The sequence below is a fragment of the Chitinophaga sp. HK235 genome (assembly GCF_018255755.1).
Taxonomy (GTDB): Bacteria; Bacteroidota; Bacteroidia; order Chitinophagales; family Chitinophagaceae; genus Chitinophaga.
Map to the genome: position 1 here is coordinate 2,250,173 of NZ_CP073766.1, position 15,879 is coordinate 2,266,051.

Consider the following 15,879-nt stretch of genomic DNA (forward strand, 5'->3'; position numbering starts at 1 on the left):
TGTATTATATTTAAAAATTGATTACAGGTATTTATGTCCGCAGGAGTCTTATGATTTGCCGGGTTTCAGATGGGCAGCTATAATACCGCTAATAATCAGGGCTACGCCCAGACATTGCAGGGTACTGACAGGTTCCTGCAAAAAAATATAGGCGCAACCGATAGAGACCGGTATTTCCACCGCCGAAAGGATACTTCCTGTTCCTATGCCCACTTTCGGGAACCCTTTACTAAACAGCACAGGCGGCAATATAGTTCCGAATGTAGCCAGGAACAGCCCCCATTTCCAGAATATATCGGGCCGGAAGTCAACTACAATCTGTCTGTTCCAGAAAACAAGAATGGCCAGCAGGCCGCCCAATACGAGGTACATCGACTTCCGGATCACCGGCAGTTCAAGTGCAAGGCTGTTGGAGACACCCATCGCAACGGTATAACTCACAGCGGCGAGCATACCAAACAGGACACCTCTCCAGTCAGGTATAAAACGGGATTCGTACACTCCAGTAGCCAATATGGTACCTGCCAGGACAATAACAATGGCCACAATCCGGGGCCATGCAGGCGTTTCACGTTTTCTGAAACTCTCGAAGACTATACCCATCCAGATAGTCTGCATCAGCAGGATGATACAAACAGATACCGGCAGATACTGCACAGAGAGGTAATAGAAGGTGCTGGTAAGCCCTAGGGAAGTCCCACCGGCAATGAGCCTGATTTTTTCTGATGACGGCAGCCGCATTGCCTGTTTCCCTCGGGGTGAAAAAAACTGGAAGAGAAACAGAAATAAGAATCCTGTCAGGAACTGGGAAAATGTGACAGCACCGGTAGTATAACCCTGCTGTCCTGCGATTTTTACAAAAGTGGCCAGTACACCATAGCTTGCAGCCCCCATCACTACAAAGAAGGCACCTTTGAGTCTATTCATGAAAAAATAACCGTTTAAGAATTCGCCCGCTTTTCAAAAGCGTAAGGCAAAACTAGAACGGTCACAAGGAATAAACATATACATATGTTGATGCCGGGGAAAATTTTACAACTCCTTGCGGATACGGCTCAGCTGTGTAGGCGTAACTCCCAGGAAGGCAGCAATATGATGTTGACGGAGGCGTTTCGCCAAAGCTGGGTTGTTTTGAATGAAGTCAAGGTAACGTTCTTTGGCCGTGAGATATTTAAGGGTTATTTCCAGCTCTTCTTTCCGGGCCACCCAGTTTTCTTCGAGATAGTTGATCCAGAAAAAGGCCAGGTCTGTATGGTTATGCATCAGCTGTTTAAACTGATCGAATTGAAATTCTATCAGTAGTGTATCTTCCAGGGCTTCGATGGCAAACATACTGGGCACCTTTTTTACCAGCGCTGCTGTAGATGCCACAAACGAATTTTCAGCAAAAAATCGCTTTATAACAATATCTCCGTTTTCCTGTATTCTGTAGTACGACAGCAATCCCCGGCTGATATAAGCAATCTTCTGAGGGATGTCTTCCTGTGCCAGGTACAGATCATGTTTTTTCAACTCCCTGAAATGAAGATGCTCTGTAAATGCTTTTTTTGCATCCCCGGAAAGCGGAGCATATAGCTCCATAGCCGCAAAGAAATCGGTTAACCTGTTATCCATAGGATGCCAATGTAATTATTATTTTAGTGATTCGAATATCTTCCGACTTTTTGACCAATTGTTTTTCATTTTTTTTTGTATTTTTAGATAGTGATACATTGATCAGATTAACCCGTTGCTTATGTTTGTTTTGAAAAGTTATACCCGATTTTATCACCTGTCAACTCTATTCTTCACGTAAAGTATAGCCACGTTTTCCACAGGGATATATAAAAAATGTTATAGCAGGCGATCTTCCGTTGTGCTGAATTTACTGCGCTGAATAACCCGCCCATGGCCATATCTCATGATTAAAGACAGGGAGGATTTACCATTAAATGTTATGAAAATGAAAAAGAAAAAAATCGCGTTGTCAAAAAAACTGATGCTCAACAAAACAACCGTCAAATCACTGAGTGAACAAAAAGATCAATCAGAAGGTCGTATTTCCTATCACACTTTTATTAATTGTGATGAGGAAGCCCGCAGGAACGGCTATTTCTGTTAAAAACATCCGCTGACTAATTTTTTGTCCGAAGAAAAATCCTGGTCTATAGCAGATCAGATTGCTTCGACATTTTTGAATGCAGCCGATTTGATTGCAGAAAAGCAGCACATGTCTGTGCTGCTTTTCTGTAGCTTTTGTATTGTTTGTACCACAACCACCGGAATTTGCCCATTTCGTCACATTATTTACACCTTTCACCACATGTAACAACCCTCTTCGCTGCTTTTCTATAACATTGTCCAACCTTACCAAAACCAGGTTTATGCGACAATTCATTATTGGAATAATATGCCTGATCTCAGTCAGCATACAGGCCCAGCAACGGGATACCCTCCTGGGAACTTACTTTGCCGCCCTCTCTGCCCATCATCTCTATGATGGCAATATTGCATTAGCAGAAAAGGGACATAAAGTATACTCCTATTCAGGTGGATATGCAGATTATGCCGCTCAAAAACCAAATACAGCACAATCGCGCTTTAATCTTGCATCTGTTTCAAAGATATTTACCTCCACAGCTATCCTTCAATTGAAAGACAAAAGAAAGCTGAAGCTGAATGATGAGGTTGCAAAGTACCTTCCCTCCTTCCCTTTTAAAGGAGTCACCATCCGCCATTTGCTTACACATACTTCCGGCTTGCCTAACCTTGAGCTGTATGAAGAAGTAATTAAGCAATACCCTGATTCTGTAATTTCCAACGCTGCTATTTTACCACTGCTCAGGCAATGGAAGAAAGGACTTTACTTTACACCGGGAGATCAATTTCGTTATTGTAATACCAACTACACGCTGTTAGCCTTAATAACAGAAAAAATTACAGGAGTTCCCTTTCCTGCCTATCTCGAGAAAAATATTTTCATACCAGCCTGTATGAAAGATACATATGTATCGATATATGGCAGTAACAAAGATCCTCTCCGTGTAAAGCAGCAGATAAAACCCACTTATTATGATTCAGTATACCTCCCTGCTGATCAGGTTAAGCGTTATCGGTACAGTGAATACAATAACCAGGCAAGCATAGGTCCTTCCAATATCATTACCACCATGGATGATATGATAAAATTCGACGATGCTTTCTTTAGCGGGAAACTGTTATCATTGTCCACTATTGAAGAAGCTATTACTCCTGTAAAGCTGAATAACGGTAAGGAACATACTGAACAGATGGATACCATGCTGGGCGAAGGTACAGGCCAGTATGGGCTGGGCTGGGAAATATTTAATCTGCCGGCTTATGGAAAAGGTGTTGGCCATGGAGGATTTAAATTCGGACTGGCCACTTTCTATTATCACAACCTTAGCCGAAAACAAATGCTGGTGGCCTATACCAATGGCAACAGCAAATTCGGGGATAATGTAACCTCCTGTTTTTACATGCTGAATAACCATCCTCCCCTACCGCTTGATTTCAAGACATCTGCGGTACGCGCGTATGCCAAAGCACTGATGGAACAGGGACCAGATCATGCTGCCTGTATGCTCCATCTCTATATGGCTGATACCACACACTATTATTTTAGTACCAGAGAGATGAACTTTCTTGGATATGATTTCCTGTATGAATCCAATAACAAAGAGCATCAACAATGGTCGCTGGAAACATTTAAACTCAACACCTTTCTGGACCCCGCCAACTTCAACACCTACGATAGTTATGGAGAAGCCCTGCTGGAATGCGGGCACAGAGAGGATGCCGTGAGTATGTACAGGAAGTCACTAGAATTGAATCCGATCAGCGAAGATGGGATCAGGGCGATGAAGAAACTGGGATTGATGAGGGAATAGTTATTGGTGAGTTAACAACGCCTTCTAAAATGGAGAAGAGCCACCATACATAAGCGGTGGCCCTTCTTGATTATTAATTGGGATACGTATAAAACACAGGCCCATTTTTCGAAGTCCAGTATCCGGGAAAGCTGCCAATCGTAGTGGCAGGTGTATAATAGTGATCTTTGCCGGAATCGCTGTAAAACTCGTAGATGGGAACAGTGCCATCTACCTGGGTTTTAAAGGCATAGAAAGATACGCCTTCATTTCTCCAATCACCGCCACTAACGCCACCCATCGTGATACATGTTCACCTGTGCTGGGTCTTGAATAACAATATACCGGATAAGCACCATCTACCGATATTTTATGTGCTCTGAAAAGGGGGCCTTCAAGGGTCCAGTATGGGTCATGAACTGTGGTGGCGTCAATATAGTGGTCTGCATCCTGTGAATTGACGTAGCTATACATTTGGGAGATCGTCTCATCGCAGGTACGCACATTAAAAGTAGAAGTCAGCACAGTCCTTGCGATGCTATGATCGCTAAGGTAGCGGAGTCTGTAAGACAATATTGCCCCTCTGGAATTAATGCTATATTTTCCGCCCTAAAGTTTACAAAGCCATCATAACCGGTAATAGCTGTAACCGCGTCTGCACCGGAACCGCCGTTTGTATACATATGGTATAAATAGTGAGTAAAAAGAAGTGAAACTTGCTCCTGTACTAGATTAGCTTAAATCAAACGGTGCATAGGATTACTTTGGGTTCATTTAACAATTGATACCAGGACATCTTTGTTCGATAAGACAGAAATGATCGATCGTATACATTGCAAAAACAGGGATCATGAATAGTTTCAGCCTAATATGAAACGACATTTTTTGATCTGTGTCAGATTTTCCCACGGCTAAATAGAATACATTCGCGTAAAGGAATAACAGCAATGTCTGAAGTTTTAAATGATATCATTACCCCGCGTTTGATACTGCGATTACTCGGAGAAGAAGTCACCAGCGCCTGCCTTGACAATAACCTGGAAACAGCTCAACAATTGCTGCATGCTGCCATTCCAGCGGAATTTCTCAGTGAACTCAATAGCCTTCAAAATGACCGCCGCCAGCTCCAGGAAGATCCGGCATATAGGCCGTGGGCATCCAGGGCTATCCTGCTAAAAGACGAAATGAAAACGATCGGTTTGGTACGTTTCCATAGTAGTCCGGATCTTCAAGCTGACAAGCCATATAGAAAAGGATCCGTAGAATTGGGATACCACATTTTTTCAGACTATAGAAGAAAAGGATATGCGCGTGAGACTATCCTGGGGCTTATTGATTGGGCTGCAGAACATTTTTCCGTGCACCGTTTTATTGTTTCCATTTCACCGGAAAATTTACCCTCTTTAGAACTTGCCCGGTCTTTTGGTTTTATCAAAACAGATGAGGTGATGGATGAAATAGATGGCCTGGAATATGTCTACCTGCTGGACCGACAGCATAATGCCTGACGCTGTTTACAGGAGGGAATGGCATTAGCATTTTTAAAGCAATACATTTAAGCATTTGCTTAAATACTAAATAGTTTTATCTTTACAGTAAAGAATATCCTTATGGAGGGAAAAAATATTTGCATTCGTGAGCAGGCAAACCCGGTACAGATAAATGATTGCAGACAAAAAGTGGCCGCGAATGAGAGTGCGTTTGCGCAACTTTCGGGTATTTTATCCCTGGCAGGCAATGATGTCAGGTTGAAAATCCTATACCTGCTGGAAGAAGAGAAAGAGCTTTGCCCCTGTGATCTGAGTGATATTCTGGGTATGAGCATCCCCGCCATTTCCCAACACCTGCGCAAAATGAAGGATGGTAACATCGTTGAATCCCGCAAAGTAGGACAAACCATTCTCTATTCTATAAGGGCGGAACATTTTAAGCTGCTGCGCCCATTCTTTAAGATCATCAATCAAATGAATTTAAAAGCTGAAACAACATGAGTAGCGGGAAGAATAGTAAAGTTTTACTTGGTTCAGGTCTTTTACTTGCGGTAACATCGTCACTTTGCTGCATTGTGCCGCTGCTGGCTATAATAGGCGGTGCAGGTGGAACAGTTGCGGCATTTAGCTGGGCTGCACCCCTGCGGCCTTATTTGCTGGGCGCGACGTTGTTGGTTTTAGGGTTCGCATTCTATCGGGCTTATAAGCCCCGCCCCAAAGATGCCTGTGGCTGTGCTGATGAAGGGAAAAAAAGCTGGTTACAATCAAAAGCCTTTCTTTGGATGATCACCGGGGTTTCTGTTTTACTGTCAACCTTTCCCTATTATGCCAAATATCTTCAACCCAAAGCATCCGGGCAAGAGATGGCCGTCAGTAATCCGACCAGCTTACAGCAGGTGGTACTCCATATACAGGGCATGAGCTGTGAAGCCTGTGAAGGGCATGTAAATAATGTTTTAGTGCAAAAGAAAGGAGTACGGCAGGTCAATACCTCTTATGCTAAAGGTATATCAATAGTGACATTTGACAGTATACAAATATCCTTTCAACAGCTGGCCACCGCAGTAGAGCGTGAAACAGGCTATAAAGTAATACAGTAAGACTGTTATTGAGTAGGGAATTCGTAAACAATAAAAACTATAATCTATGTCTGTTCCAGTCATTCAGTTAAAATCAGTTCTTACCTGTCCAAACTGTGGGTATCAAAAGGAAGAAACAATGCCCACCAATGCCTGTCAGTATTTCTATGAGTGCGAAAATTGCCATCAGCGTATAAAGCCCAAAACCGGCGACTGCTGCGTATATTGCAGTTATGGTACCGTGAAATGCCCACCAATACAGCAAGGTAATTGCTGCTGCTAAAAAACAACCTAAGCGCTCGTTGTTCAACAGAAGTCGCAAGACTCCACATTTTAAAATAAATTTACATGTGAAATTATTACAATAAAAAATTCAATCAGTGAATGAAGAACCAAAGCTATGAGGTAAACGTTTAACCCTAAAGTACAGGACTGGTTACACCAACATACATTATGTTTCAATAATTTACTTGTTAATCATTGCTGTACAAGTTCTTTTAAGTAAATTAGGAATACTAACCGTCACCCAAAAAAATCATAAACTACATGCAAGATATGGTACAGCATAAACTTTATGTACAATACGGTTGCGGGCCCTTTTCTGCGCCGGAAGGATGGAAAAACTTCGATTCATCACCTACCCTGAGGCTGCAACAGCTACCTTTAATTGGTAAACTATTAAAACGGAGCATGCATGTAGCCTTTCATCCTAATGTTATATTGGGTGATATCCTGAAGGGACTACCCGGAGTGGGCCAAAACTCCTGTGATGGCATTTATTGTAGTCATGTACTGGAGCATTTGTCTTACCACGACTGCAAAAAGGCACTGCATAATACCTATCAGCTGTTAAAGCCAGGAGGTTATTTCCGTTGTGTGGTACCCGACCTGGAAAGCGCCGTTAAGCATTACACCTCCCATTTGAACCAACAGGACCCGGAAGCCAATGTCAAGTTCCTGGAAGAAACGCTACTGGGAAAGCGGGAACGGACCCGTGGCATGAAACAGCTGATTCAATCAGCTTATGGCAACAGGGAACATTTATACATGTGGGATCACCTGTCGTTGAGTACAGCCCTGCAACAAGCCGGATTCAAAGAAGTCCGGAACTGCGCTTTCAACGATAGTAAGGATCGTATGTTCGAACGTGTGGAGGAAGCATCCAGATTTAATAATGCAGTTGCATTGGAGGCAACCAAGTAATTTTTACGACACCTGTTTTATTCCCTGTATGCTTATCTGCAAACATGCAGGCATAGTAGCCCCAAAAGCTACCCTTCATTTGTCATAACATCTCCAAAAACCAGGTCACCCGTTTGGGTTACCTAATTCTCGCTATTGTCTTTGCTCGCGGGAGTTTATCCGGCTGAAAATGTTTTTGTAAACATTCCGGGTTTGCGCCAATTCATTGAAAACTTTTGATGGCAATTCAAACTACCCCACCACCAAATTCAGACGCCAAAATACCATAAACATATGCATCATGCCATCCATCTTCCAGTGGCAGTACTTTGCGTTTAATACCTTCCCGTATCATACCAACCTTTTCCATTACCCGATACGATCCTATATTATGAATACTGCAGCCACATTCTATCCTATGTAATTTTAATGGACCAAAGCCAAAGGCCAGCATACTCTTCATCGCCTCTGTAGCATATCCTCTTCCCCACCATTCCGGTAAAAGTTTATACCATACCTCCCCCCTCCTGTATTTTGCCTCACCCAGATCCAATGAAATAACACCGACAAAATTGCTATCTGACTTATTAATGATAGCCGCTGTATACTCACCCCTTTCTGCCGCTTCCTGTTGTGCCGACCATTCATCCACCAGTGCCCTTGTCGCAGATTCATTTTCCGGATACCCGCTGGGATTATATCTCACTGTTTCGGGCATCATGTACAAACGATGTAATGCTTCCCATTCGTTTTTTGAAAAATCCCGGATTATTAGTCTGGAAGATTGAATACTAAGATTCATTATGAAACTGATTTTGGAGTAAGGGTATTTATATCCGAAAATAAGAATTCTTCACATACGCATTACATATCCTGCAACACTGATGATGTTGAATAATGCTGCTACCTCATTGCAGTATTCGATGGAATACTGCAATGAAACTAAAGCTTTAGAATTTGCCATTGTCATTTTTACGTTTTTCAAGTGGCGGTATCTCCTCGATAACATCCCAATGTTCGATGATCCTGTCGTTCTCAATCCGATATAAGTCATAGAAAGCGGAATGTACTCCATGCAGGTATCCCTCACTTAAAACCAACACAAAATTTCCCTCTCCCAATACCTGATGTATGGTATGGTAACTCTGTGGCTTCCCTTCTCGTTTCCATTGTTCCAAAACACCAAAAAACTCCCGGACCCCATCACCCATGTACGGATTGTGTTGAATAAGCTCATCTTCCTTAAAGTACGTTGATAGTCGTCCGGTATGGCCCTCAATCAGGACCTCTTGCACAAAACTGCGGGCAAGTTCCTTGTTTGACGTTGTTTTATGATGATCGACTGCTTTGGTTTTGCCATCGGTCATCGTTCTTCCGCTCTTATTGCGTTTTTGGGCATTGACCTGAAGATTATCCCAGTGCTCCACACTCATGCCGTTTTCAAAACGGTGGATATCAAAAGCTACCGTAGGACCGAACAAATAATAATCTACGTGAACAAACCCAATGTCGCCATCCTGAAATTTGCGAACCACATTAGTATATACTTTTTCCATCGGCATCTGGCTGTGCAGCCCCAGGATCGCCTGTAGCCCCGTAGCAACATTGGGGTTATGCTGTTTGTAAGATGCAGGATTTATTAATCTGATTTCAGCTAATGTCCCGGTCTCGATGCTATTTTGTATAGCTTCTGCTTTGTCTCTGTTTGACAATGTTGATGATTCCATATATCTAATATTTAGTACGGACAAAAGTATAGCTACTCTATACCGCAAAAAATATGGGCAAAAATATCGTCATAGTGAAAATATTGCCCCTATGCACGCCTTGAAGTATATAACATAAATTTGTAGCTATAAGGATAAGAAGATGTATGAAAAGAAAATTCCAAAGGATCTTAGTTGTGGTATAGGTGCAACGCTTGAGATTATCGGGGGAAAATGGAAACCCTGTTTAATTAATTCCATCCATAAGGGAATACACCGGCCCAGCGAATTGGCCCGGCACAACCCGAATGCCAGCAGGCGGGTATTAAGTCTGCAATTAAAAGAACTGGAAGAGCATGGCATTGTCAAAAAAGTAATTTACCCGGAACTGCCACCGAAAGTGGAATATTTTCTGACCGAGCTGGGTGAATCACTCCTCCCCATTGTTGATCTTATGGAAAAATGGGGAGATAATCTTCTGACAAAGGATTTACTGAATACCGGAGACAAACGGTTTTAAAGCCAGAGGGCATCTCAAAGTTACCTTTGGGATACCCTCCTGTCTATATCTCAATCACAACTACTGTAAATCAATTATAATTTACCGTAACAGAAAAAGGAGTTTGGCTAGTATAGATACCAGCAGCCTGGTTAGCATCAACATGCAACATACCACCAACAGTCAGCGTATGTACACCACCAACCAGTGTACCACCTGTCGCTACTGATGGGAAGCTGACAAAGTCGGAAACATGCATGGTTTGTCCACCACCATTTGTCAGTATTACGTCTGTTCCGGGAAGGGTAATACCGAAAGCATAACCACTTTCACCGGAGACCGCAAACAGTGCTGGTGTTACCATACCAGTTGCAGACAATACTGACACACCACCAGCGTGGGTACGAATACCCATGGGAGTCAATGTCAGTGTTCCCGGTGTTCCGGATGGAACCAGGATACCGAAATTCAGGTCCACTGTTTTAGTCAGGGTAATAGGCGTTACTACTCCTGCTGTAGCATTAGCAGTAGCTGTAGCGGAAGTTTGCGCAACAGCTTTCCCCCCAGTAATGATTGAAAAGATAACCACTAAAGATAAGAGGTTTTTTTTCATGAGAATTGGATTTTTTTAAGTGATTAAAAATTGAAAAGAGAACATTTAGTATGGTGTGCGTCTGAGTTCTTTGGGGTATATTCTGAGATTTCATGGATTCCCACTGATTTATCCGGCGGAGCTTCCATATCCTGGGAAGTGAGCGTGAATGACAGTCCGTCTACCACATCCCCTTCCATACTTCGTTTAACTTTAATTGCCGTAAAAGCCGGCGTCGCCTTCAGGTTCAGACGCTTCATCTGCTCCGCATCCACACTGATAGTATAAGAACCTGGCGTTAATCCCAAATAACTGAAGTAGCCATCCCCTTCTGTGAGTATTGATGTCACTAGTTTAGATGCGGCATCATAGACATTTACTTTAATCCGGCCCAGGCCTTGTAATTTTTCATTCTTTACAGCACCCGATACCTCCCCATATACCTCAATCGGTATTTCGACCAACTTAAATTGATTAGGAAGTGCCAGTACGCTGATTGAAGGATTTTTAACCCGCCAGGAAATGGAGCTGAGTCCATCCGGATTAACAGTTACGATATACTTTCTATAGGGCTCCAGGCTAAATACCCGACACAAAGTATCCTCTTTGTAATACTGTACTACGCCCCCGTTCAGCTGCGGTATCACTCCTTCTACTTTAGGCTCTCCGGGATCTTTTTTACCATTTCCATCGAGGTCCAGAAAAGCTTGTATGATGAATTGCGCTCTCCCTACACTTCCCAGATTATTCGCGTCCAGGTAATTAGTGGCTCTATCAAATAAAAAGCTACCACCTGCCGATTGGGATATAGAAGACCCATGACCAGAAATATTAGCACTGAAGCCTGTTTTAGCAAAAGAAAAATCATAGCGCAGCATAATCCCTGTGGTAAACTGTTGACTATAAAAATCCCGTTCCAATGTAAAACGGACAAATCCATGGCTCGCTATCGGTCTCTCCAGTTCGATCTTTGCATTGGTAATCTGATTTCTATCATAGGCATATTGCAGTCGTGGTGTAAAAAGCATCCTGTCAAACACCCGATACGTTTGCGACAAGTTAGAATAGGCTATTGTTTTATAGCCTTTTCTGAAATTGCAAAAGGTGGTCAGGTTAGTATTTATACTTCCAATGGAGCCAGCGCATACCCATTCTGCAGTGGTAAATTCCATCGGTGGTAAACTGAGCCCTTTTTCACCAGCTTGTTGCAATACCGGCATCTTAATCTGATCCACTGTAAGTTTGGAGAGCAGCGAAAAATCTTCTCTCCTAACCGGCAATGAAAAAGAGATCTTACGTTCTTCCAGATAGTTATATAGTACTGCCTGCTGATCCTTCTGATAACGAAGATACGTCAGCTCTATCTCCATGTCTGATTTGGATCTCCAGAAAAGGGAAGTCTTCGATCTCACCTGATAGGCATACTCACTACTTAGCACCATATTTCCCGGCAGCCTGTAGGAGGCTTGTACAAAAGGGATATTATTTCCGGAAGAAAGGGAAGAAAGGTATTCTATCCCACCCCCTACTGTCAATCTTTGAGTGAGGCCATAGTGCAATCTTGCTGTCGCAAAACGGCTATAAAACGTATCCAGTTCTATACCTGCAGTTACCGAATATTCAAAGTCCTTCGCCGGAAGAAAGTTAAAAGGTACTGTAATGTCTTTCTGCCGGGAGTACTCTTCTCCCCATGGGCCATAAAACCGTAACAAAATGGAAGTATTGCCGTAAATAATGGGAACATTAAAGCTATAGAAACCCGAAGCGTCTGCCTGTTGGTAGTCGATCAATTCATGATTAATATAAAGCTCTACTTTCCATCCGGGTTCAGTAATATCAGTCAGGCGATAGGTACCGAAAGCAGTCCTGTTAAATGTGGGTGTATTAGACACCTGTACACCTGCTATTGGAAACAGGACAGAAGCGACAGTTGGCGTATAGACCCTTCCGGCTGAAACCTGCCGTACTACCGGGTTATCATTCTGAACGTAACGCCAGATAAATTGCTGATTACGAAGATCCAGTTGTCGGTTATTGGTATAGTTCAGGAGCAGGTTGGTTTCACCACCGGCTACCATTCCACCCAAGGCGAGGTTTAGAGACAGGTTGTTAGCACCTTGCTGTTGCTGTGTGGCAGCTATTGACCAGTCGGCCGCAGCGATATTACATCCTGTAGAATTTCTGCCAATAACGCTATCTACTTTTACATTTCCTTTCAGGCGATTGATCATTTCACGCAAACGTTGTTGCTTCATTTCTTTTATAACCGGCAGATCAAGTTCAGTGGTTAGCTCAACGCACAGGTCCCGATGTTTGAATTCACAATTCAGACCAAATATTTTCCCCCAGCAACATGCTTTCAGATATAATCCGGAAGCGGTACTAATCAGTTCCTGGGATGTAAGGTCTGTTCTTTTCTCCCTATACATAATGCGGCCTGTTTTTTCTATCAAAAAGAAATCCTGTTTATTCATGATAAACCCGGATAGAGAATCCTGCTTATCAGACAGCATATTTTTAATTTTTAAGAAATTGAAAAGCTCATTTGCAGATAAGTAAACTTCCTGATTTCGGATAATCACCGGAAGCTCGACTGTTCCGAGCTCCTTAGATCTCAGCATTACACTCACCTCATCATCGTCAGTCTGATGCTGTCCATAACAGGATGCAGCAGCTCCTGTCATAAATAATGTCAGGGCGATCACATTGTATAACGCAGCTATAAGTCTAAGGTGTAGGCTTTGCACTTCTTACATGATTACCGTTTCCTCTAATAAAGGGCTTTATTCCCCTACTAAAAAAGTAATGAATAACTGACCTGTATATTTTCCCGCCGGTACTTGTCCTGAGCCTGGTACTGTCAAGGTTCCGCCAATACTGATGCTGGTCCTGTTTTGACGGGTTACAAAGGGAGTAGCCGGGTCTGTTCCATTAATGCGCAATACCATTGTATTGCCGTTGTTTCCTTTCAATAGACTTTTAGTTTCCAAAATTGTCATTCTGCTACCAACGGGCGCCTCCAATTCTATAATGATGGGGGAACAGACCGTACCTTTACCAATTGGGATTACATCGCCGGTAACAGTACAAGTACCTGCCGGTGAAACGGAAATAGTACCACCTGCCTGGCCTGTGCAGAAAGTACCAAAACTCAATGTCTGAATGATTGTTGGGGGAATTTGTCCATTTACCGGTATAGCGAATAAGATCAATATAAGGACCATTGCAACTAACACAACGTTCTGTTTTCTGTTCAGATTGACTATCATGAATAATCTGTAGTTATTCATTTCAAAACAAGTTCCTGCCTGGCCAAAGATACCTGGGCTTTTCCATTAGAGGACTCATAGCTTACCTCCAGCCTTCCCTGGTGGTAATCAATTTTTGATGAAGCATCCAGATCGATCCGGACTTTTCTTCTTTGCAAAGGAGTATAAACGGCCACCCCTTTAATGGCAGCAGCACGGATTTTTTGTCCGTTTGATGAAATATAATCGACTGCCAGATCTCCGTATGTCGACATATTTCCAATGCGGTTCAGGTACATCAACACCTGAGGTTTTGCCGGATCTTTGAAATCAACAGCCATGTCTGATATAGTGGCAGTAGTAGCGTTCTCGCCTATCTGGATGATAACGGGAATGGTTATACCAAATATTGGAACCAACTTTACTTCCAGACCGGTAGAATCTTTATGAATTTGTTTTTCGCCTGCGGGAACAGGTGGTGGAACAGCTCTGAAGTATATATGAGAGCGATATTCACCCGGCGGGAGATTTCCTGTATTCGTAACCTGTAATTTCACGGTCTGTGATTCCTTTGGAGGAATGGCAATAGTACGCGGATACACGCGAAGATAGTTACTGGCAAAATTCTGTCCGGAGTCCGGTTGTTCAACATTTTTGAAAGTACCATCTTCATTCATCTTTATCTGTATAAAAGAAATAAGGTAAGTAGCGGTATCAATACCAGTATTAGCCAGTCCCAGATCCTGGGTTCTTTTAGTGCCATCGAACACCACCCGTTTGGGATAAATCATCAGGTTTCCCTGTGCTTTCACCTTACCAGCCACAAGAAGGAAAACTAGTACCCACACCGCACTAAAGATAAAGACAACAACATATCTTTGAAGAGGGCACAGGATCAGCTTTTTAAAAATCGCTGAAAGTATCATCGGCCACGCTTTTATTGATGTATAGAGAAAACCAGGGGAGCTGCGCAACGCACAGCCCCCTGGCAAAACGGAGATTACTGATTAGTTATAATTTACAGTAACGCTAAACGGAGTTAAGGAACTGTAGCTACCAGCAGTAGAATTAGCAACCAATTCCAGTGTAGCACCTACCTCCAGTGTTTGTGCACCAGCAGTCAGCAGACCAGTTCCATTAGGAGCACTAACGAAATTATTCACAACTAAAGTCTGACCACCACCGTTAGTCAGTGTTACGTCAGCTGGCAATGTGATAGCATAGCTATAACCAGTCTCTCCGGTTACGTTGAAGGTAGCTGCACTTACAGTACCAGTTCCAGGTAACTGAGAAGCCCCACCAGTAAAGGAACGGGAACCATCAGTGGCCACCACAACAGTACCGGCAGCGGCAGAAGGAGCCACCAGACCGAAGTTCAGATGGTTTCCTGTTGTAATAGCGATTGGCGTTACAACTTGAGCAGAAGCATTAGCTGTTGCAATCGCAGATGTTTGTGCGGAAGTTTTCATTGCAGACAATACAGATACGATCAAGGTCATTGATAGGATCGTTTTTTTCATGAAATTGGATTTAAAGTGATTAAATAAAAAAACAAGGGAATGGGAGTACCTGCAGCCTCGAACAAGCATAACATAACAATGTACACGCATATTAATAGCGAAAAAATACACTACAATACAAACATGTACTCCGGTAAATTTTTACTTATGAATCCAGTTAACATCCACAGTTAATGCATCCAGTAATGCAACATGACAATAAGGATTCTTATATGAAAATGGAATAGTTCTACAGATTATCTGACTTTTGGTGGTTTATCTTTTTAAAGGGGTTCACCTTTTACAGATTTGGTGATACAAATAATGTTTTAAAAACTATTTTTTTCAAAACCACGGCAAAGATATACAAGGAATTAAAAACACCAAATTTTTTTTATCCACAAAAAATAAAATTCAAAAGAAAAAGGATAAAATAGCCATCACAAAGGATTTACATTAAATAAATATATTTAGGAATCCTTTCTATTAACAAAAAGTATCACACTTCTCAATTTCATAAAAAAACAGTATGGAGAATTCGTATACCCGTTACTATTATAGACACTACTATCGTATCTTGCTGATAAAATAAATATACCCACGCAGACTACGATTCTTTCGATTGTATCTATCTTGCAGGCAGACACGCTACCATGTATGACTTTTCCAGTGACATCAATTTTGCAACGCATAAAATGGCAGCAGCCATTTGCCA

Annotated in this window: 18 protein-coding genes; 8 read left to right on the top strand and 10 right to left on the bottom strand. The window is 42.4% G+C overall.

Going from position 1 to position 15,879, the window contains the following annotated elements:
- Positions 1 to 48: 48 nt before the first annotated feature.
- Both KD145_RS07390 and KD145_RS07395 read right to left on the bottom strand, forming a co-directional pair.
- The gene (locus tag KD145_RS07390; protein WP_212005268.1) at positions 49 to 927 is read right to left on the bottom strand and encodes a DMT family transporter; all 879 of its coding nucleotides are present in this window, start codon (positions 925 to 927) and stop codon (positions 49 to 51) included.
- Between the two features lie 105 nt (positions 928 to 1,032).
- Positions 1,033 to 1,614, bottom strand: coding sequence for a Crp/Fnr family transcriptional regulator (locus KD145_RS07395; RefSeq protein WP_212005269.1), 582 nt, complete (start codon positions 1,612 to 1,614; stop codon positions 1,033 to 1,035).
- A gap of 328 nt (positions 1,615 to 1,942) precedes the next feature.
- Here KD145_RS07395 and KD145_RS07400 point away from each other — a divergent pair, with 328 nt between their 5' ends.
- Both KD145_RS07400 and KD145_RS07405 read left to right on the top strand, forming a co-directional pair.
- Positions 1,943 to 2,101 (top strand): class I lanthipeptide, encoded by a 159-nt coding sequence (locus KD145_RS07400; RefSeq protein ID WP_212005270.1) that lies wholly within the window; start codon positions 1,943 to 1,945, stop codon positions 2,099 to 2,101.
- A 262-nt stretch (positions 2,102 to 2,363) separates the two neighbouring features.
- Complete coding sequence (locus KD145_RS07405) at positions 2,364 to 3,890, top strand: serine hydrolase (protein ID WP_212005271.1); 1,527 nt, start codon at positions 2,364 to 2,366, stop codon at positions 3,888 to 3,890.
- 73 nt (positions 3,891 to 3,963) lie between these two features.
- Here the strand turns inward: KD145_RS07405 and KD145_RS07410 are convergent, their stop codons facing one another.
- Positions 3,964 to 4,170, bottom strand: coding sequence for a hypothetical protein (locus tag KD145_RS07410; protein WP_212005272.1), 207 nt, complete (start codon positions 4,168 to 4,170; stop codon positions 3,964 to 3,966).
- Between the two features lie 646 nt (positions 4,171 to 4,816).
- Here KD145_RS07410 and KD145_RS07415 point away from each other — a divergent pair.
- From KD145_RS07415 to KD145_RS07430, 5 genes are all read left to right on the top strand, one after another.
- On the top strand, positions 4,817 to 5,377 hold the full coding sequence (locus KD145_RS07415; RefSeq protein ID WP_212005273.1) for a GNAT family N-acetyltransferase: 561 nt from the start codon (positions 4,817 to 4,819) through the stop codon (positions 5,375 to 5,377).
- Positions 5,378 to 5,479: 102 nt separating this feature from the next.
- Positions 5,480 to 5,860 carry a metalloregulator ArsR/SmtB family transcription factor gene (locus KD145_RS07420; protein WP_212005274.1) on the top strand — a complete coding sequence of 127 codons (381 nt, stop codon included), beginning with the start codon at positions 5,480 to 5,482 and terminating at the stop codon, positions 5,858 to 5,860.
- Complete coding sequence (gene merTP, locus KD145_RS07425; protein ID WP_212005275.1) at positions 5,857 to 6,459, top strand: mercuric transport protein MerTP; 603 nt, start codon at positions 5,857 to 5,859, stop codon at positions 6,457 to 6,459. Before KD145_RS07420 ends, merTP begins: the two co-directional genes overlap by 4 nt.
- A 46-nt stretch (positions 6,460 to 6,505) precedes the next feature.
- Entirely contained in the window at positions 6,506 to 6,721 is a 216-nt protein-coding gene (locus KD145_RS32530) for a GDCCVxC domain-containing (seleno)protein (protein WP_308219044.1), read from the top strand.
- A 263-nt stretch (positions 6,722 to 6,984) separates the two neighbouring features.
- Positions 6,985 to 7,641: a methyltransferase domain-containing protein gene (locus tag KD145_RS07430; protein ID WP_249219757.1), complete on the top strand. Its 657-nt coding sequence runs from the start codon at positions 6,985 to 6,987 to the stop codon at positions 7,639 to 7,641.
- Positions 7,642 to 7,867: 226 nt separating this feature from the next.
- On the opposite strand, the gene KD145_RS07435 is transcribed toward KD145_RS07430, so the two are convergent.
- Both KD145_RS07435 and KD145_RS07440 read right to left on the bottom strand, forming a co-directional pair.
- Positions 7,868 to 8,422 (bottom strand): GNAT family N-acetyltransferase, encoded by a 555-nt coding sequence (locus tag KD145_RS07435; RefSeq protein ID WP_212005276.1) that lies wholly within the window; start codon positions 8,420 to 8,422, stop codon positions 7,868 to 7,870.
- Positions 8,423 to 8,570: 148 nt separating this feature from the next.
- Positions 8,571 to 9,347: a hypothetical protein gene (locus KD145_RS07440; RefSeq protein WP_212005277.1), complete on the bottom strand. Its 777-nt coding sequence runs from the start codon at positions 9,345 to 9,347 to the stop codon at positions 8,571 to 8,573.
- A gap of 142 nt (positions 9,348 to 9,489) precedes the next feature.
- Between KD145_RS07440 and KD145_RS07445 the strand changes: the two genes are divergently transcribed.
- On the top strand, positions 9,490 to 9,846 hold the full coding sequence (locus tag KD145_RS07445) for a helix-turn-helix domain-containing protein (RefSeq protein ID WP_212005278.1): 357 nt from the start codon (positions 9,490 to 9,492) through the stop codon (positions 9,844 to 9,846).
- A 70-nt stretch (positions 9,847 to 9,916) separates the two neighbouring features.
- Here the strand turns inward: KD145_RS07445 and KD145_RS07450 are convergent, their stop codons facing one another.
- The 5 genes from KD145_RS07450 to KD145_RS07470 form a co-directional block, all read right to left on the bottom strand.
- Positions 9,917 to 10,438 (bottom strand): DUF4402 domain-containing protein, encoded by a 522-nt coding sequence (locus KD145_RS07450; protein WP_212005279.1) that lies wholly within the window; start codon positions 10,436 to 10,438, stop codon positions 9,917 to 9,919.
- A 23-nt stretch (positions 10,439 to 10,461) separates the two neighbouring features.
- The gene (locus KD145_RS07455) at positions 10,462 to 12,891 is read right to left on the bottom strand and encodes a carboxypeptidase-like regulatory domain-containing protein (protein WP_212005280.1); all 2,430 of its coding nucleotides are present in this window, start codon (positions 12,889 to 12,891) and stop codon (positions 10,462 to 10,464) included.
- Positions 12,892 to 13,200: 309 nt separating this feature from the next.
- Positions 13,201 to 13,707 carry a DUF4402 domain-containing protein gene (locus tag KD145_RS07460; RefSeq protein WP_212005281.1) on the bottom strand — a complete coding sequence of 169 codons (507 nt, stop codon included), beginning with the start codon at positions 13,705 to 13,707 and terminating at the stop codon, positions 13,201 to 13,203.
- On the bottom strand, positions 13,704 to 14,513 hold the full coding sequence (locus KD145_RS07465; RefSeq protein ID WP_212005282.1) for a hypothetical protein: 810 nt from the start codon (positions 14,511 to 14,513) through the stop codon (positions 13,704 to 13,706). Before KD145_RS07465 ends, KD145_RS07460 begins: the two co-directional genes overlap by 4 nt.
- Before the next feature lie 159 nt (positions 14,514 to 14,672).
- Entirely contained in the window at positions 14,673 to 15,185 is a 513-nt protein-coding gene (locus tag KD145_RS07470) for a DUF4402 domain-containing protein (RefSeq protein WP_212005283.1), read from the bottom strand.
- Positions 15,186 to 15,879: the final 694 nt, after the last annotated feature.